The 16,403-nt window shown below is 39.9% G+C and carries 19 protein-coding genes and 2 pseudogenes; 10 read left to right on the top strand and 11 right to left on the bottom strand.

All coding sequences use genetic code 11. The annotated features are described in order from the left end of the window. Nucleotides 1-15: 15 nt before the first annotated feature. Genes ribE through DV63_RS11500 form a run of 4 tightly spaced genes read left to right on the top strand, consistent with a single transcriptional unit; the run spans nucleotide 16 to nucleotide 2,563 of the window. The gene (gene ribE / locus DV63_RS11515; protein ID WP_000491112.1) at nucleotides 16-636 is read left to right on the top strand and encodes a riboflavin synthase; all 621 of its coding nucleotides are present in this window, start codon (nucleotides 16-18) and stop codon (nucleotides 634-636) included. After that, nucleotides 637-909 (top strand): FlhB-like flagellar biosynthesis protein, encoded by a 273-nt coding sequence (locus DV63_RS11510; RefSeq protein WP_001044052.1) that lies wholly within the window; start codon nucleotides 637-639, stop codon nucleotides 907-909. A gap of 21 nt (nucleotides 910-930) precedes the next feature. Next, on the top strand, nucleotides 931-1,914 hold the full coding sequence (locus DV63_RS11505; protein WP_000634632.1) for a methionine ABC transporter ATP-binding protein: 984 nt from the start codon (nucleotides 931-933) through the stop codon (nucleotides 1,912-1,914). Between the two features lies 1 nt (nucleotide 1,915). After that, nucleotides 1,916-2,563 carry an ABC transporter permease subunit gene (locus DV63_RS11500; RefSeq protein ID WP_000254592.1) on the top strand — a complete coding sequence of 216 codons (648 nt, stop codon included), beginning with the start codon at nucleotides 1,916-1,918 and terminating at the stop codon, nucleotides 2,561-2,563. Nucleotides 2,564-2,594: 31 nt separating this feature from the next. On the opposite strand, the pseudogene DV63_RS11495 reads toward DV63_RS11500, so the two are convergent. The 4 genes and pseudogenes from DV63_RS11495 to wecA form a co-directional block, all read right to left on the bottom strand. Further along, nucleotides 2,595-3,720: pseudogene (locus tag DV63_RS11495) on the bottom strand (glycosyltransferase family 8 protein). A 44-nt stretch (nucleotides 3,721-3,764) separates the two neighbouring features. Next, nucleotides 3,765-4,193: a hypothetical protein gene (locus DV63_RS11490; protein WP_000914388.1), complete on the bottom strand. Its 429-nt coding sequence runs from the start codon at nucleotides 4,191-4,193 to the stop codon at nucleotides 3,765-3,767. A gap of 11 nt (nucleotides 4,194-4,204) precedes the next feature. After that, nucleotides 4,205-4,801 carry a lipid A 4'-phosphatase gene (gene lpxF / locus DV63_RS11485; protein WP_017179825.1) on the bottom strand — a complete coding sequence of 199 codons (597 nt, stop codon included), beginning with the start codon at nucleotides 4,799-4,801 and terminating at the stop codon, nucleotides 4,205-4,207. Further along, the gene (gene wecA, locus DV63_RS11480; protein ID WP_017179826.1) at nucleotides 4,798-5,808 is read right to left on the bottom strand and encodes an undecaprenylphosphate N-acetylglucosaminyl transferase WecA; all 1,011 of its coding nucleotides are present in this window, start codon (nucleotides 5,806-5,808) and stop codon (nucleotides 4,798-4,800) included. The genes lpxF and wecA overlap by 4 nt, the downstream gene beginning before the upstream one ends. 140 nt (nucleotides 5,809-5,948) lie before the next feature. On the opposite strand from wecA, the gene pdxJ reads away from it, so the two are divergent. The 4 genes from pdxJ (at nucleotide 5,949) to flgG (ending at nucleotide 9,762) form a co-directional block, all read left to right on the top strand. Then, the gene (gene pdxJ, locus DV63_RS11475) at nucleotides 5,949-6,737 is read left to right on the top strand and encodes a pyridoxine 5'-phosphate synthase (protein ID WP_001210813.1); all 789 of its coding nucleotides are present in this window, start codon (nucleotides 5,949-5,951) and stop codon (nucleotides 6,735-6,737) included. Nucleotide 6,738: 1 nt separating this feature from the next. Next, a complete protein-coding gene (gene pdxA, locus DV63_RS11470; RefSeq protein ID WP_001075086.1) occupies nucleotides 6,739-7,662 on the top strand; it encodes a 4-hydroxythreonine-4-phosphate dehydrogenase in 924 nt (307 codons plus the stop codon). A 107-nt stretch (nucleotides 7,663-7,769) separates the two neighbouring features. Continuing rightward, nucleotides 7,770-8,792 (top strand): tRNA (adenosine(37)-N6)-threonylcarbamoyltransferase complex transferase subunit TsaD, encoded by a 1,023-nt coding sequence (tsaD, locus tag DV63_RS11465; RefSeq protein WP_000603737.1) that lies wholly within the window; start codon nucleotides 7,770-7,772, stop codon nucleotides 8,790-8,792. A gap of 181 nt (nucleotides 8,793-8,973) precedes the next feature. Beyond that, on the top strand, nucleotides 8,974-9,762 hold the full coding sequence (gene flgG / locus DV63_RS11460) for a flagellar basal-body rod protein FlgG (RefSeq protein ID WP_000946438.1): 789 nt from the start codon (nucleotides 8,974-8,976) through the stop codon (nucleotides 9,760-9,762). A gap of 106 nt (nucleotides 9,763-9,868) precedes the next feature. On the opposite strand, the pseudogene DV63_RS18490 reads toward flgG, so the two are convergent. The 7 genes and pseudogenes from DV63_RS18490 to DV63_RS11420 all read right to left on the bottom strand — a co-directional run. Continuing rightward, a pseudogene (locus DV63_RS18490) lies at nucleotides 9,869-10,767 on the bottom strand (YaaW family protein); the annotation flags it as partial. 369 nt (nucleotides 10,768-11,136) lie between these two features. Then, complete coding sequence (locus DV63_RS18345) at nucleotides 11,137-11,277, bottom strand: hypothetical protein (protein ID WP_000069195.1); 141 nt, start codon at nucleotides 11,275-11,277, stop codon at nucleotides 11,137-11,139. Nucleotides 11,278-11,361: 84 nt separating this feature from the next. Beyond that, a complete protein-coding gene (locus DV63_RS11440; protein ID WP_000323683.1) occupies nucleotides 11,362-12,123 on the bottom strand; it encodes a YaaW family protein in 762 nt (253 codons plus the stop codon). 254 nt (nucleotides 12,124-12,377) lie between these two features. Beyond that, the gene (gene nusB, locus DV63_RS11435) at nucleotides 12,378-12,794 is read right to left on the bottom strand and encodes a transcription antitermination factor NusB (RefSeq protein ID WP_000235745.1); all 417 of its coding nucleotides are present in this window, start codon (nucleotides 12,792-12,794) and stop codon (nucleotides 12,378-12,380) included. 1 nt (nucleotide 12,795) lies between these two features. Beyond that, entirely contained in the window at nucleotides 12,796-13,266 is a 471-nt protein-coding gene (gene ribH / locus DV63_RS11430) for a 6,7-dimethyl-8-ribityllumazine synthase (protein ID WP_000691112.1), read from the bottom strand. Between the two features lie 9 nt (nucleotides 13,267-13,275). Further along, nucleotides 13,276-14,106 carry a 3-deoxy-8-phosphooctulonate synthase gene (gene kdsA, locus DV63_RS11425; protein WP_000858038.1) on the bottom strand — a complete coding sequence of 277 codons (831 nt, stop codon included), beginning with the start codon at nucleotides 14,104-14,106 and terminating at the stop codon, nucleotides 13,276-13,278. Further along, on the bottom strand, nucleotides 14,093-14,758 hold the full coding sequence (locus DV63_RS11420) for a carbonic anhydrase (protein WP_000643001.1): 666 nt from the start codon (nucleotides 14,756-14,758) through the stop codon (nucleotides 14,093-14,095). The genes kdsA and DV63_RS11420 overlap by 14 nt, the downstream gene beginning before the upstream one ends. 122 nt (nucleotides 14,759-14,880) lie before the next feature. On the opposite strand from DV63_RS11420, the gene pyrF reads away from it, so the two are divergent. Continuing rightward, nucleotides 14,881-15,564, top strand: a complete 684-nt coding sequence (gene pyrF, locus DV63_RS11415) for an orotidine-5'-phosphate decarboxylase (RefSeq protein WP_001175267.1) — start codon at nucleotides 14,881-14,883, stop codon at nucleotides 15,562-15,564. Beyond that, nucleotides 15,565-16,395 carry a pantoate--beta-alanine ligase gene (gene panC, locus DV63_RS11410; protein ID WP_001264272.1) on the top strand — a complete coding sequence of 277 codons (831 nt, stop codon included), beginning with the start codon at nucleotides 15,565-15,567 and terminating at the stop codon, nucleotides 16,393-16,395. It begins immediately after the preceding gene. Nucleotides 16,396-16,403 lie beyond the last annotated feature (8 nt).

The raw sequence follows: 16,403 nt of genomic DNA, 5'->3' as shown, positions 1-16,403 counted from the left end.
AAATAATCATTAACGATGTTCAGCGGTCTAATCAATCAAATAGCTAAAGTGAAAAGTTTCCAAAACAATATTTTAAGCATAGAGAGCGATCTCAATCCCAAGCTTGGCGACAGCATTGCGATTAATGGGGCATGTTTGACCGCCATAGAAAGTTCAAAAACGCATTTTAGCGTGGAATTGAGTCAAAAAACCCAAAACAGCGTAGCGTTAGAAAATTACAAGGATTTAGTCCATATTGAGCCAGCCCTGAAAGCCGATGCGAGTTTGGATGGGCATTTTGTGCAAGGGCATATTGACGCTATCGGGGTCATTGAAAAAATCATTCACAACGCTAATCAAGTGGATTTTTTCATCAGCGCTTCTAAAGAAACGCTTTTATTGTGCGTTGAACAAGGCTCTATCGCCATTGATGGGGTGAGTTTGACTTTAAGCAAAGTAGAAGAAAAAGGGTTTTGGCTAACGATTATCCCTTACACTTTAGAAAACACCCTTTTTAAGACTTATAAACTCAAACGGTGCGTGAATATTGAAACGGACATGCTAGTGCGCAGCGTTGCGTCTATTTTGAAAAAAACAAAAGGGTTTGAAAAAAATTTCTCTTGGAATGACGCTGACGCTTTGACTTTAGGGTATTAGATGAATAAAACTATAAAAGCCGCCGCTCTAGCCTATAACATGGGGCAAGATCATGCCCCAAAAGTGATCGCAAGCGGGGTGGGCGAAGTGGCTAAAAGGATCATTCAAAAAGCTAAAGAATACGATATAGCGCTCTTTTCTAACCCCATGCTGGTGGATTCGCTTTTAAAGGTAGAATTAGACTGCGCGGTACCTGAAGAATTGTATGAAAGCGTGGTGCAAGTGTTTTTATGGCTCAATAGCGTGGAAAATAACGCGCAAATGTCTCAGTGAGCAAGATTTAAAGTTGAAACGATGATAGTGGAATTAAAAAACATTGAAAAGATTTATGAAAACGGGTTTCATGCTCTAAAAGGCGTGAATTTGGAATTGAAAAAAGGCGGTATTTTAGGCGTGATAGGCTATTCAGGGGCGGGGAAATCCACGCTCATTCGCTTGATTAATTGTTTAGAACGCCCCAGTTCTGGCGAAGTTTTAGTCAATGGGGTCAATCTGTTAAAATTAAAGCCTAAAGAATTGCAAAAAGCGCGCCAGAAAATAGGCATGATTTTCCAGCATTTCAATTTATTGAGCGCTAAAAATGTGTTTGAAAACGTCGCTTTCGCTCTAGAAATCGCCCGATGGGAAAAAACTAAGATTAAATCAAGGGTGCATGAATTATTGGAATTAGTGGGGCTAGAAGATAAAATGCATTTTTATCCTAAACAGCTCAGCGGTGGACAAAAACAAAGAGTGGCGATCGCTAGGAGTTTAGCGAATTGCCCTGATTTATTGCTTTGCGATGAAGCCACATCCGCCTTGGATTCTAAAACCACGCATTCTATTTTAACGCTTTTAAGCGGCATTCAAAAAAAGCTCAATTTGAGCGTCGTTTTCATCACGCACCAGATTGAAGTGGTTAAAGAATTGTGCAATCAAATGTGTGTGATCAGCAGCGGCGAAATTGTGGAAAGAGGCTCGGTAGAAGAAATTTTTGCCAACCCTAAACATGCCGTTACTAAAGAATTGCTTGGCATCAAAAACGAGCATGGGGATCAAAAATGCCAAGACATTTATCGCATCGTGTTTTTAGGGGAGCATTTGGACGAGCCGATCATTTCTAATTTGATCAGGCGTTTTAAGATAGATGTGAACATCATTTCAGGCGATATTGAAGAGCTTACGACTAAAGATATAGGGTATTTAGTGGTGCGGTTTTTAGGCAATACTACAGAAACTCAAAGGGCTTTAGAGTATTTAAACGCTTTAGGCTTGCAAGTGGAAAAATTAAAGGATTAAAATGGTTTCTCAAATGCTCATTCAAGCCACGCTAGAAACGCTTTATATGGTGTTTGTGGCGAGCTTTTTGGCGGTTGTTTTTGGCTTGCCTTTGGGGGTTTTATTGTTAGTGAGTAAAAAAGGGCATTTGTTAAACAAACCCCTTTTGCATAAAATTTTAGACACTTCCATCAACATGACTCGCTCTTTCCCTTTTATCATTTTGATTATTTTGCTCCTGCCTTTATCGCGCTTTTTGATTGGCACAAGCATTGGCTCTAGCGCGAGCATTATCCCGCTAGCCATTTCAGCCATTCCTTTTGTCGCAAAGCTTTTTGAAAATTCTTTAATGGAAGTAGAGCATGGCAAGATTGAAACCACTTTAAGTTTGGGAGCGTCTAATTTGGAAGTCATTAAAATGATGCTTTTAGAAAGCCTGCCCTCTTTAGCGAATAACATCACCATCACCTTGATTTCTTTAATAGGCTATTCGGCTATGGCGGGAGCGTTAGGGGCTGGGGGCTTGGGGGATTTAGCCATTAGGATTGGCTATCAAAGTTATAGGGGCGATGTGCTTTTTTATGCGGTGGTTGTGATTATTGTTTTAGTGCAAATCATTCAAAGCGTGGGGGATTATGTGGTGAAACGCCTAAGAAAGCATAAGTATTAGGGATTTGGTTTCGCCCTGTGATTCCAACAAATTAGAACTTTTTTTGAAAAAATTTTTTTTGAAAGAAAGTTTTTATTGGTTTAAACCATCGTTCTTTAACCACTAAATTATAGTAATGAGATGCAAAAACTTTAATGGAGCGTATGCTCACTTCATAGAGATGCTTGTCTTGAGAAAAATAATGGATTTTTTGAGCAATATCTCGGTATTCTACGCGTTTTTTTTTGCATTTCCAGAGTGAAGTCTTTCCAAAATGGAGTGTGTGCAAGCATCTCTAACCACAGGTGGTATTGATTCCCCAAAGGGAACTTCCAAGGTTTGCCATTGTAGATTCCAAGAGCGTCTTTATCAGATTCATAGTGCATGATAATAGGGTTTGAAAGAATGTCTTGAATTTGAGAGATCTCATAGGGGATTTGCTGGCGATAGATAAATTCATTGGGTTTGTCTTGGTGGATGATTTCAAACCGAATGGGTAAGGAAGCTTTATGTCTCAAATCATTAAGTTCTTCTTGATAATAATAAGGCAAAACACAATAGTGTAAGGGAAGTTCTTTAATATAAGCATGCAAATGGTGTATTAATGTAGGTTCTTTAAAATATGGACGCATTACTTGAATTTTAAATTTTTCTGAGACCTGTTGGGTGAAAGAGTGCTCTCGCATGTAATCCAAATTGCAAAACCAAAACCCCTCTGTAACTGATTGTGATACTAAACTTATCACACCACTCAAATGAAAAGATTCGCTTGTGTCTAAAGCGATAAAATCATCAGCGAAAGCTCTGCAAAACACCACATCCACATCAGACCAAATCATTTTGCTGTATTGGGGGAATAAACTAGGGAGAAGGTATTTGACTAGAATCGTTCTAGAATAGCGATTAACCCATGTACTATCCGTGATGGTGGGCAAAGAATCAAGAGTGGCACTAATATCTTGGCATTTTAAAGTGGCAAAATGCTTGAAAGGCTTGATAGTTTCTTGGAGTCTGTTTAAATCATCTTCATTCAAACTGCTATAGAATACATAGATACTGAAAAATACCCTTTCAACTGCACGATGGGCATGCAATAAAGAGTAGAGAGCCACAGCCCCTGTTTTTAGGTAGTTTTTATCAAAGGCAAAGGCAATAGGGATTTCATATGTTGCATCAATTTTCCTTGAAGTTTTTGTGAAAATAAACTATATCATAGCTTATGTTAGTTTTTATTGATAAAATTATCCATCTGTTTTTCTAAGTCTATGATTTGCGTTATCGCTCCCTCTAAAATTTCAAAATTTTGAGCGTTTTTTGGGGTAATGCATGCAAGCTTGTTGGAAGTTTTTTCTAACGATTGGATGTCTTTAAGCAAGGTTTTTAAAACTCCTACGCTTTTAAAATCCTTCTCAAAATAACCATCAAATTGCTGTTCTGTTTGAGAAAAGTTCTCTAAAAAAGCGTTTTGAAGGCGTATTTGGGTGCGATCATGCCCGGTTTTTACACAGGTTTGATAGGTTTTATCGATCGCAATAAAAGCGTCTTTGGCTTTCACAAAAGCCTTTGAAAGCTCAACGATGATTTCATAATGTTCGCCTTCCGCTCTTAAAAACCCTAAAAAGAGCGAAATGAGTAATAATTTTTTTAGCACTTTATATCCCTTTACCATTGATAAGAAAAGCTCACCCCATAGCGGCTGCTGCCCTTAAAATCGCTAGAGATTTCAGGATAGAGCATCCATTGTTTGGGTTTGTAGCGTGAAGTGAATAAATAAGCAAACCCCCATGCGATAAGGCTGCCGATCGTAACTTGCAAGATCGTGTGTTGTCCTGCCACCACTCTGCTGGCATCAGTGAGTATTGCAAGAGCGATCACAGGAAGAGCCGGTTTCCACCCATAGCGGTAATACACAAACCCAGCCGCGCTAAACACCCCCCCAGCATGCCCGCTTGGCATCCCTCTCCAAGAATTACAGCACGGGCGTTTAGCAAATTCCACTCTAGCCCCATCTTTATGGGCGTTGCTAAAAGCTCCTTTAAGGCCATAAATCACGCCTTGAGTGACTAATGTGCCGACCGCTAATTCCCCTAAACCTCTATAATCGCGCATCGCCAAACTGACCGTGCCTACAAAAATAGGCAAAAACCTAAGCACATCGCCAATCTCTTCTAAAATGTATGCCCCTTGATTGATCGGCTCGCTCCTTAAAGGATAGACCCATAAGAGTAAGCTCAAAAAAAGACTTTTGAGTTTTTTCATTGAAACGCTCGCTTTTCTAAAGCGCAAACTCGCCTGTTCAAATAAGCATAGCCCATTAAATAGCATGCGATAAAGACTAGGCTAATGGCAATGAGCGCGTAAGCGTTTAAGCAAAAAAAGACGCTTGTTAAAATAAAAGGCAGGTTGCACAGAATAAGGATAAACGCGCATAAAGGGTTGGGGTAATTTAAAGAGCGTTGTTGCAAGAATTGGAATAAAAGGGTGTGCAAATGCAAATTATCTGGCATGGTGGCTTTCTGGCGTTTTATTTTGCGCCTAAGGATACTAAAAAGCACCTCTATGACCGGATAAAGCATTAAATTGAGCCCAAAAAACACGCTGATTTTTTGCTCTAAACTCAAATGCAAGAGCGAGATCCCGCACACCAAACCCAAAAAATACGCCCCCCCATCGCCTAAAAAAATCTTTCCTAAAGGGAAATTTAACACCATAAACCCAAGCACCATGTAAGCTAGCAAACAAGACAAACTGCTAGGGTCTGTATAATGAATGATTAAAAGCGTAATCGCGCAAATCCCTGACGCAAGCCCGTTAAACCCATCAATGATATTAATAGCGTTGCTGATACCCACTAACATAAAAATTGCGAATAAAAAAGCGATAAAATAAGGCAAGCTAAAAAGGGGCGAAAAATCGCTCACCACTAAAGGCGTTGATGAGATGATGCAAATAACCCCTACGGCCTGTAAAATAAGGCGTATTTTGGGGCTGAGTGAAAGGTTAATGTCTTCTAAAAAACCGCTTAAAAACACCAATAACAGCCCCAAAAAAACAAAAGGTCCCTTAAAAGGCATTTCAAAAGGTTCAAAATAACAAGCCAATGCAAAAGAAAGAAAGATCCCAAGCCCTCCGGCTCGTGGGGTTCTTGCATGATGAAAGCCTTGTATCTTGTTAGCGCTATCCACAAAGAGCATGGATTTTTTAGACCACAAAACAATCAAAGAGCAAATAAATAAACTGGTTAAAAAATATAGCACCCACAACACTTTTTATTGGATTTAATTGACATTTTGTTTCGGGTATTATAGCATTTTACAAGATAGCTTGATGATAAAATCTTATAGGTGTAAGAGGCGGATTTTATGTTACAATTTCAAAAATCATTATTATAAAATAAAGGATAGTCATGCGTTTTGGATTGAATATTGATCACATTGTGACTTTAAGAGAGATAAGAAAAACTTATGAGCCTGAGATTTTAGAGGCCCTGTTCATCGCTAAAAACACCCATAAAGTGGATTTAATCACCATTCATTTGAGAGAAGACAAACGACACATTCAAAATGAAGACGTTTTGAGGCTGCTTGAAATAAGCCCTTTGCCTATCAATATTGAATGCTCTATTAATGCAGCAATCACTGATTTTTTATGCTCTTTAAAAAATAAGCCCAGTAAGGTTACAATCGTGCCTGAAAACAGAGATGAGGTTACGACAGAGGGGGGGTTGGATTGCTCATTAAAGGGTTTAGAAGAGGTTATTAGAGCGTATCACAATAAAGGCATTGAAGTGTCTTTGTTCATTGATCCTTTAAAAGACGCTTTGCATTTTGCAAAGGAGCATCAAGTCAAGCAAGTGGAGTTCCACACTGGGGTGTATGCGAATTTGCATAACGCTCTATACTCTAACGCTAACAACCAAATCCATGCCATTAGCGCGCTCAAAGACAAAAGCCCTAAAGAACTGAAAGAAGAATTGCACAACGCCTTTTTGCAATTAAGAAGAATGAGCAAAGAAGCGTTTTTTATGGGCATTGTGGCATGCGCAGGGCATGGGTTGAATTATTCTAACGTGAAAGAATTGTTAAAAATCCCCTCTTTAAGAGAGCTTAATATCGGGCATAGCGTGGTTTCAAAAGCGGTTTTTGTGGGCTTGGAAAAAGCGATTTTAGAAATGGCGCAACTCATCAAGCGGTAAAATGGCTAAAAAGAAAATTGCGATCAGTTGCGGGGATGTTCAGGGCGTAGGCTTAGAGTTGATTTTAAAAAGCCATAAGGAAGTGAGCGCGCTTTGTGAGCCGTTGTATCTCATTGATGGCGAACTTTTAGAGCGGGCCAATCAATTGCTTCATAACGCTTATGAAACTAAAACGCTTAACACGCTCGCTATCAATTCCCCCTTACCCTTATTAAATTCTAGCACGATAGGCAAAGTCAGCGCTCAAAGCGGGGCGTATAGTTTTGAGAGTTTTAAAAAGGCTTGCGAGTTAGCGGATAATAAAGAAGTGGATGGCATTTGCACTTTGCCTATCAACAAACTCGCATGGCAACAAGCTCAAATCCCTTTTGTGGGGCATACCGATTTTTTAAAACAACGCTATAAAGATCATCAAATCATCATGATGCTTGGGTGTTCTAAACTCTTTGTGGGGCTCTTTAGCGACCATGTGCCTTTAGGGGCAGTTTCTCAACTCATTCAAGTGGGAGCGTTAGTCAAGTTTTTGTTAGCGTTTCAAAAAAGCACTCAAGCTAAAATCGTTCAAGTGTGTGGTTTTAACCCCCATGCGGGCGAAGAGGGTTTGTTCGGGGAAGAAGATGAAAGGATTTTAAAAGCCATTCAAAAGAGCAACCAAACGCTGGGCTTTGAATGCTTTTTAGGGCCACTGCCTGCTGATAGCGCTTTTGCCCCCAATAAGCGCAAAATAACCCCCTTTTATGTGAGCATGAGCCATGATGTGGGGCTAGCCCCTTTAAAAGCGCTCTATTTTGATGAAAGCATTAATGTGAGTTTGAACGCCCCCATTTTACGCGCTTCCACTGACCATGGCACGGCGTTTGATATTGCTTATCAAAACAAGGCGGACAACAAAAGCTATTTGAATGCGATCAAATATTTGGCTTAAAGGCTTTTTCTAAAAAAGGGGGCTTATTTTTTAGTTTTTGTTTAAAGGCTTTAGAATGTTGCTAACAAGGTATAATTCAAGCAAAAACACCACCCAAAGATAAAGGCATGATTTTAAGCATTGAAAGTTCTTGCGATGACAGCTCCTTAGCCCTTACAAGAATAAAGGACGCTCAACTCATCGCTCATTTTAAAATCTCTCAAGAAAAACACCACAGCTCTTATGGGGGCGTTGTGCCTGAGCTTGCATCGCGCTTGCATGCTGAGAATTTGCCGCTCTTACTAGAACGCATTAAAATCAGCTTGAATAAGGATTTTTCCAAGCTCAAAGCCATCGCTATCACGAATCAGCCAGGTTTGAGCGTGACTTTAATAGAAGGTTTGATGATGGCAAAAGCCTTGAGCCTGTCTTTGAATTTACCTTTAATTTTAGAAGATCATTTGAGAGGGCATGTGTATTCGCTCTTTATCAATCAAAAGCAAACCTGCATGCCTTTAAGCGTGTTGCTAGTTTCTGGGGGGCATTCTTTGATTTTAGAGGCTAGAGATTATGAGGACATTAAAATCGTTGCCACGAGTTTAGACGATAGCTTTGGGGAGAGTTTTGATAAGGTTTCCAAAATGCTTGATTTAGGCTATCCAGGAGGCCCCATAGTGGAAAGATTAGCCCTTGATTACGCGCACCAAAACGAGCCTTTAATGTTCCCTATCCCTTTAAAAAACAGCCCGAATCTGGCTTTTAGTTTTTCGGGTTTAAAAAACGCGGTGCGTCTGGAGATTGAAAAAAACGCCCCCAATTTGAACGATAGCCTCAAACAAAAGATTGGCTATCATTTTCAAAGTGCGGCCATTAAGCATCTAATCCAGCAGACTAAACGCTATTTTAAAATCAAACGCCCTAAAATTTTTGGCATTGTGGGGGGAGCGAGCCAAAATCTTGCTTTAAGAAAGGCGTTTGAAAACTTGTGCGCTGAGTTTGATTGCAAGCTTGTTTTAGCCCCTTTAGAATTTTGCAGCGACAATGCCGCCATGATAGGGCGATCCAGCCTAGAGGCTTATCAAAAAAAGCGCTTTGTCCCTTTAGAAAAGGCCAACATTTCGCCAAGAACGCTGTTAAAAAGTTTTGAGTGAATGGATACAAAAAGAAAGCACATCATCAAACGCCCTAAAATTTATCAATAGCGTCAAGTATCGGTTATTTTGAGTTCAAGAACTTAAAAAATGAGAGGGTTAAAAAAGAGCGTTTTAGTCAAATTTAATCTTATTTTTGTTAGAATTTTGGGTGATTAAGTTTTAGTTTAAAGGGAAAATCATGCTCCGCTCTCTCTATAGCGCCACTTCAGGGATGCTCGCCCAACAAACGCATATTGACACCACTTCAAACAATATCGCCAATGTCAATACCACCGGGTTTAAAAAATCTCGTGCGGATTTTAACGATTTGTTTTACCAAGCGATGCAATACGCTGGCACCAACACAAGCAATACGACTTTATCGCCAGATGGCATGGAAGTGGGCTTAGGCGTGCGTCCTAGCGCGATTACTAAAATGTTTTCGCAAGGCAGCCCTAAAGAAACGGAAAATAATTTAGATGTCGCCATCACGGGTAAAGGCTTTTTTCAAGTCCAATTGCCTGATGGCACCACCGCTTATACAAGAAGCGGGAATTTTAAGCTAGACGAACAGGGCAATCTTGTAACAAGCGAAGGCTATCTTTTGATCCCTCAAATCACTTTACCTGAAGACACCACGCAAGTAAACATCGGTGTGGATGGCACGGTGAGCGTGACTCAAGGCTTGCAAACGACTTCTAATGTGATTGGGCAGATCACTTTGGCTAATTTTGTCAATCCGGCGGGGCTTCATTCTATGGGGGATAATTTGTTTTCAATCACCAACGCTAGCGGCGAGGCGATTGTGGGCAACCCGGATTCTCAAGGATTGGGCAAGTTAAGGCAAGGCTTTTTGGAATTGAGCAATGTGAGACTGGTAGAAGAAATGACGGATCTAATCACCGCTCAAAGGGCTTATGAAGCCAATTCTAAAAGCATTCAAACCGCTGATGCCATGCTCCAAACCGTCAATTCTCTCAAACGCTAAAAGGGGATTTTACTCTCCTTAACGCTCTTTGGCTTTCCGCTTCTTTATTGTTTTTGTGTTTGGGGTGGTTTTGTGTTTTGGAGTGGTTGTTATTGTTCTTTTTATGGTTCTTGTGGCTAGGATTTTTGAGTTTTTTTAACACCGCTTTTTGGGCTATTATTTGGATCATTGCTTGATTGGTGTTCTCTTTTGATGAAAAAAACAGCTAAAATAGCTAGACCAACGAGAAAGATGATAGCCAGATACCATGTTTTCTTAGTTTTATTCGCTTCTCGTTCTGCTTTCTGTTTTGCTAATCGTTTTGTTTGTTCTGCTTTCAGTTTTAGGCGTAAGGTGGCGATCAAAACGCATGACGGAACGGTTACCCTATAAGCCGGCCCTGCAAGATTGATGCTCACTAATGCGCCTGTAATGACCCAACCAATAGGACCAGCTAAAATGCCTAAAGTTTTTTTAAGCGCTACTTTACCCACCACATAAACCATGCCCTAGAGTTTTTCTTACCATTGCGTCTGCAACAGCTATAGCCAACGCATAAGAATGAGAACCACCCGCTTTAAACAGCGTTAAAACAGATGCGATTAGGACTTGTTTGTTTTCACCAATCATTTTATCAATGCTTGTGGTACCCAATTCATGGCGGAGTTCTTTAAGATCTTTTTTACTCATTTGTTCTAAACTATCTTTCAAGAGTTTAGCAAGCATGTTTTGCTCAATCAAAGAGGTGTTAGATTCTTCATTGTAACTAACCTTTAAACGATCGCACACATCGTGCAAAATCTCTTTGTATAAGACCCCTTCGTTTCTAAAAAAATTCGCAAAAGTATTGCCCCCATAACACTGCAATTCTTCAGCGATCCTTCTGGGGTATTTGGCGTAATCGCTACCATGCCTTTTGTATTCTATTGAGCTTGTCAGTTTTTTATTGTGTCTTTTTTCGCCGTCTTTACCAAAAACAAGCACCTCAAACAAATCTTTCAAATCGCTATCGTATCTGTATGCCATGCAATCCCTTTAATTTTATTTCTGCCGCTCACTCAAATCCCACCAACCCCCTTTTTAGTGATTAGTGATTAGTGGTTAGTGGTTAGTGCATTATTTTTTAAAATCATGTTTAACATAAAAGGCTTAAACACGCCCGCTAACTGCGCACAAAGATAGCGCTACAGACGCTAACGGACTTTATTGATTTTACAACCAAAGAATGATGATAATGATTAAAATATTTTGATACATTTTGATACGCTTATCATTTTAGATAAGATAAATCCGATTTGAAAGTAGGAAACTATTGATTTTTTCTTTAGGGTTAATTTAATGAAACGTTACTTTGATTTTTGGCACAAAAAACCCCCTCCTTTAACCCTCTAACCCTTACTTTTTATCGTTTTTATGCTCGTGGTTAGCGTTGCATTGATTGGCTTGGTTTTGGCTATTTTTCTGACAACTTTCGTTGTTTTGATTTTTAGCATCACCTTTTTGATTGTGGTGTTGATTACTGCAATTGTTACTCATTTTGTCTCCCTTAAATTAAAATAAAAACCAGATGCACTTTCGCATCTAGGCTTCCATTCTATACCTTTTCCCCTAAAAAAAAGCTTAAATGGATTCTATTTGCAACGACTTCTTATCTTCGCTGGCTTGCTGCGTTTTCAGGCGTAAAGTGGCAACCACAATGCATGCCGGTATGGTTACCCTATAAGCCGGCCCCGCAAAATCAATCGCCGTCCATACGCCTGTAATGATCCAGCCAACAGGGCCTGTTAAAAAGTTCAGAGTTCTTGTAAGCGCTTGATTGCCCGCAAGCGATAAACCACGCCCCAGAATGGTTTTTGCGACCGCATTCGCAACAATGACAGCCAATTGATAAGATTTAAAGCCTCCCATTTTAAACAGCGTTAAAGTCGCCGCGCTTAAGGCTTGTCTGTTTAAATTGTCAGTGTTTTTTATGGACAATTCATCGCACATTTCTTTCACTTCTTCATCATCCATTTCTTCTAAACTTCTTTCTAAGATTTTAGAAAGCATGTTCTGTTCAATTAAAGTCGTTTCGGTTTTCTTGTTGTAATTGACCTTTAATTTATCGCACACATCGCATAGGATTTCTTTGTATAAGACTCCTTCGCCTTTAATGAAACTCGCAAAACTATTGCTCCCATAGTATTGCAACTCTTCAGCGATTCTTTCTGCGTATTTAGCGTAATCATCGCCATGCCTTTTGTATTCTATTGAGCTGGTCAGTTTTTCATTGTGTCTTTTTTCGCCGTCTTTACCAAAAACAAGCACCTCAAACAAATCCAATAAATCACTAGATTCCAGTTGCTTTAAAAATTCCAAGTCTCTATCATATTTGTATGCCATATTATTCCTTTATATTGTTTTATCACTTGTTAAAAACAAACGACTTTTCGCGCTCCATCGTTGTTTTTTTAAAGTGGTTACTGATTTTAATATCATTTGTCTAAAACTACACTTAATATTCTAAAAAGGCTTGAACTCAAAAGCCCAACGCTTTTAGCTCTATAGATTTCATGCTTTAAGGCATCAATTCTTTGGTTATTGCCTGAATAATGTTCTCTTTTTAATTTTTTAAAATCATTAAATATAAAACGCCCTCAATTCAAGGGTTTTTGAGCGAGCTTTTTGCTCAAAGAATCCAAGATAGCGTTCAAAAATTTAGGGGTGTTAGGCTCAGCGTAGAGTTTGCCAAGCTCTATGCATTCATTGATGATGATGGGGTTTTGCGTGGGCGTGAAGCCAATTTCATACGCCCCTAAGCGTAAAATCGCCTTTTCCATGCTCCCTAATCGTTTGAAATCCCAGTCTTTTAAATGCGGTTCGATGAGAGCGTCAATTTCAGCCATTTTTTCTAACACGCCATTAAAAAGGCTTAAAGCGAAAGCGAGCTGGTTGTTTTTAATCTTTTTTTCTTCTAACATGCTAGAAGCGATTTTTTTAATTTCTTCATTACCGCTCTCAAACGCATACAACAATTCAACCACAGCCCCCCTAGCTTGAGTTCGTGTCGCCATTTTAACCCTTGAGAGTTTGGTACAAGCTCAATAATTCAATGAGGGTGCTCATCGCCTCAAAGCCCTTATTGCCGGCTTTACTGCCCGCTCTTTCAATCGCTTGCTCAATATTGTCCGTGGTCAGCACGCCAAAGCTTACAGGCATGCTGTATTTTAGCATCGCGTTGGCAATGCCCTTAGTCGCTTCCGCGCTCACATAGTCAAAATGCGGAGTCCCCCCTCTAATAATCGCTCCTAAAACGCACACGCCATCGTATTTTTCACTCCCTAACAACCTCTCTAAAATGAAAGGCAACTCATAAGCCCCAGGCACTAGCACGATGTCTAAAAGATTTTCATCGCCCCCATGCCTTTTAAAGCAGTCGATCGCCCCTTCTTGCAATCTGTCTGTGATGATATGATTGAAGCGCGATGTTAAAATAGCGACTTTTTCATTCCCTTGCAATTGCAATTTCCCTTCTATGATTTTCATGAAATTCCTTTAAAATAAATTTTGGATTTTTAACATGTCGGTTACTAAGTGTTCTAGCTCGCCAGGTTTTAGCATGTTCGCCCCATCGCTTAGGGCGTTTTTAGGATCAATATGCGTTTCAGCGAACAACCCATCAATCCCCACCGCCGCTGCAGCTCTGGCTAAAATGGGGGCAAAAGAGCTGTCTCCTGAACTTTTCCCGTTCGCTCCCCCTGGCATTTGCACGCTGTGAGTAGCGTCAAAAATCACAGGGGCAAACTCCCGCATGATTTTTAAAGAGCGCATATCCACCACTAAATTCCCATACCCAAAGCTGCTCCCCCTTTCACACAGCCACACGCCATTTTTTAACGCTGTTTCATAAGTGGGGCTTTGAATGCTTTTGTCTCTCGTTTTAAGGGCTTTTAAGACGGAATATTGCATGTCTTTTGGGTTCATGAATTGCCCTTTTTTGATATTGACAATGGCGTTAGTTTGGCTCACTTCTACAATCAGATCTGTTTGGCGGCACAAAAACGCCGGGATTTGTAAAATATCCGCTACTTTGGCTGCTGTGCTTGCTTGATAGCTCTCATGCACATCGGTTAAAATTCTATAGCCAAATTCATCTTTGATGGTTTGTAACATTTCTAAGCCTTTTTCTAAACCAGGCCCTCTGTAACTCTCTAAACTCGTGCGGTTAGCCTTATCAAAACTCGCTTTAAAATAAAAATCCAATCGCTCGTTATTGGCTAGGGGTTGTAATTTAATAGCGATACTTCTTAGATTTTCTAAGCTTTCAATGACGCATGGCCCGGCGATTAAAACGGATTTAGGGGTTTTTGTTTCAGAAGTTTTCATGACTTTTCCTTTGTTTAATGGTTTCTTCAATCGGCTCAAAAAAACGGCTTTCAAAATTATAATTATAAATCCTGCCTGTTTCTATGATGTAGTGCCAACCAAAAATTTTTAATTCGTTATCCATCACTCTTTCTTGAATGAAATCATAGCTTAAGAGGTTGTTGAGTTGCAAGCGCGCATTCAAACGCTCTGTAAGCCATGAACGCTTGGCGAAATGGTTGCTGAATTGCGGGTGGTTTTTTAATTCTTCTTTAATAGGTTCTAAAAATTGTATCCAGTTGGCAATGTAAGGGGTTTTAGCTTTGGTGGTTTCATCATCAATTAAATGAACGCTCCCGCAAGCCCCACAATCGCTATGCCCGCAAATAATTAAATTTTTAACGCCCACATGCATAATAGCGTATTCAATGCTCGCAATAGTAGAAAGGGACTCTTTATAGCTTGTTTTAGGAGGGATCACATTGCCCATGTTGCGGATCACATACAATTCGCCCGGTTTGGTGCCTGTGATCAGATTAGGCACGACTCGTGAATCCACGCAAGAAATGAACAAAGTGTGGGGCTTTTGCTTGGTTTTTAAGCTCTCATAAAGCTCTTTAAGCTCTTCATATTCATTCTCTTGAAACTCTAACGCTCCTAAAAACGCTTTCACTCTTTAACCCTTAAAATCTTATTTGATTAAAATTCGTTTTGTTTTTAAAACGCTTATCATAGCTAAAAATCTTGCATTTCTTTTTGTTATAATGGCGTTATTTTACACTTTAAAGGGCTTTTATGCAATTATGTGTCGCATTGGATTTAGAAAAAAAAGAGGACAATCTTTCTTTATTGCAAGAATTAAAGGGCTTAGATTTATGGGCTAAGGTGGGGCTTAGATCGTTTATAAGAGATGGGGCTAGTTTTTTAGATGAAATCAGAAAGATTGATGGGAATTTTAAGATTTTTTTGGATTTGAAGCTCTATGATATTCCTTATACTATGGCAAATGCCGCGCTAGAATGCGCGAAATTAGAAATTGATATGCTCACCGTGCATTTGAGCAGCGCTAAAAGCGCGCTAACCATTTTAATGCAACGCTTAAACGCTCTCAAAAAACGCCCCTTGATCATGGGCGTGAGCGCTCTAACGAGCTTTAGCGAAGAGGAATTTTTGATGGTGTATAACGCCCCTTTAAAAACTCAAGCGATCAAATTGAGTGCTATGGGTAAAGAGAGCGGGATTGATGGGGTGGTGTGTTCGGTGTTTGAAAGTTTAGCGATTAAAGAGGCTTTAGGTAAGGACTTTTTGACTTTAACCCCTGGCATAAGGCTCAATAAAAGCGATAAAGAAGATCAAGAAAGGGTGGCGAACGCTAAAGAAGCTAAACAAAATTTAAGCGATTTTATCGTGGTGGGCCGCCCCATTTATCAGGCTAAAGAGCCTAGAGAAGTGGTTTTAGAGCTTTTAAAGGATTGTTAAATGCGGGTGTTAGAAACGATTGCTGCTTTAAGAGAATGTCGTAAAAGTTTGAAAGAAAGCGTGGGGTTTGTGCCGACTATGGGGGCTTTACACAAAGGGCATCAAAGCTTGATAGAAAGGAGTTTGAAAGAAAATCCCCACACGATTGTGAGCGTTTTTGTCAATCCCACGCAATTTGGGGCTAACGAAGATTTTAGCGCTTACCCACGCCCTTTAGAAAAGGATTTGGCTTTGTGTGAAAAATTAGGCGTTAGCGCGGTGTTTTTGCCTGAAATGAGCGAAATGTATCCCTATGAAATAGAGCAACGCTTAAAACTCTACGCCCCTGCATTTTTATCCCATTCTTTAGAGGGAGCGGTGCGTAAAGGGCATTTTGATGGGGTGGTTCAGGTTGTGTTAAAATTGTTCCATCTTGTCAATCCTACTAGAGCGTATTTTGGTAAAAAGGACGCCCAACAGCTTTTAATCATCCAGCATTTAGTCCAAGATTTGCTTTTAGACATTGAAATAGCGCCATGCGAGATTGTGCGCGATAGCGATCATTTGGCTTTAAGCTCTAGGAATGTGTATTTGAATGCCACAGAAAGAAAACAAGCCCTAGCCATTCCAAAAGCTCTAGAAAATATCCAGCAAGCCATAGATAGGGGCGAAAAAGCGTGCGAAAAACTGAAAAAACTAGGGCTTGAAATTTTAAAAAATTTAGAAGTGGATTATTTGGAATGCTGTGACCACAAGCTAGAACCCTTAAAAACCATAGAGCCAACTAACACGCTGGTTTTAGTGGCGGCTCGTGTGGGTAAAACCAGGCTTTTAGATAATTTATGGGTGTAGTTTGAAAT

The organism is Helicobacter pylori FD535, assembly GCF_000296015.2.
Classification (GTDB): Bacteria; Campylobacterota; Campylobacteria; order Campylobacterales; family Helicobacteraceae; genus Helicobacter; species Helicobacter pylori_CT.
Note: the sequence above shows the minus strand (reverse complement) of the source record. Positions and strands in the feature narration are given on the sequence as shown.

Excerpts from the sequence above, each read along its gene's own strand:
- ribE (WP_000491112.1), top strand. The coding sequence starts at position 16 with ATGTTCAGCGGTCTAATCAATCAAATAGCTAAAGTGAAAAGTTTCCAA.
- DV63_RS11510 (WP_001044052.1), top strand. The coding sequence starts at position 637 with ATGAATAAAACTATAAAAGCCGCCGCTCTAGCCTATAACATGGGGCAA.
- DV63_RS11505 (WP_000634632.1), top strand. The coding sequence starts at position 931 with ATGATAGTGGAATTAAAAAACATTGAAAAGATTTATGAAAACGGGTTT.
- DV63_RS11500 (WP_000254592.1), top strand. The coding sequence starts at position 1,916 with ATGGTTTCTCAAATGCTCATTCAAGCCACGCTAGAAACGCTTTATATG.
- lpxF (WP_017179825.1), bottom strand. The coding sequence starts at position 4,801 with ATGAAAAAACTCAAAAGTCTTTTTTTGAGCTTACTCTTATGGGTCTAT.
- pdxJ (WP_001210813.1), top strand. The coding sequence starts at position 5,949 with ATGCGTTTTGGATTGAATATTGATCACATTGTGACTTTAAGAGAGATA.
- pdxA (WP_001075086.1), top strand. The coding sequence starts at position 6,739 with ATGGCTAAAAAGAAAATTGCGATCAGTTGCGGGGATGTTCAGGGCGTA.
- tsaD (WP_000603737.1), top strand. The coding sequence starts at position 7,770 with ATGATTTTAAGCATTGAAAGTTCTTGCGATGACAGCTCCTTAGCCCTT.
- flgG (WP_000946438.1), top strand. The coding sequence starts at position 8,974 with ATGCTCCGCTCTCTCTATAGCGCCACTTCAGGGATGCTCGCCCAACAA.
- DV63_RS18345 (WP_000069195.1), bottom strand. The coding sequence starts at position 11,277 with ATGAGTAACAATTGCAGTAATCAACACCACAATCAAAAAGGTGATGCT.
- DV63_RS11440 (WP_000323683.1), bottom strand. The coding sequence starts at position 12,123 with ATGGCATACAAATATGATAGAGACTTGGAATTTTTAAAGCAACTGGAA.
- nusB (WP_000235745.1), bottom strand. The coding sequence starts at position 12,794 with ATGGCGACACGAACTCAAGCTAGGGGGGCTGTGGTTGAATTGTTGTAT.
- ribH (WP_000691112.1), bottom strand. The coding sequence starts at position 13,266 with ATGAAAATCATAGAAGGGAAATTGCAATTGCAAGGGAATGAAAAAGTC.
- kdsA (WP_000858038.1), bottom strand. The coding sequence starts at position 14,106 with ATGAAAACTTCTGAAACAAAAACCCCTAAATCCGTTTTAATCGCCGGG.
- pyrF (WP_001175267.1), top strand. The coding sequence starts at position 14,881 with ATGCAATTATGTGTCGCATTGGATTTAGAAAAAAAAGAGGACAATCTT.
- panC (WP_001264272.1), top strand. The coding sequence starts at position 15,565 with ATGCGGGTGTTAGAAACGATTGCTGCTTTAAGAGAATGTCGTAAAAGT.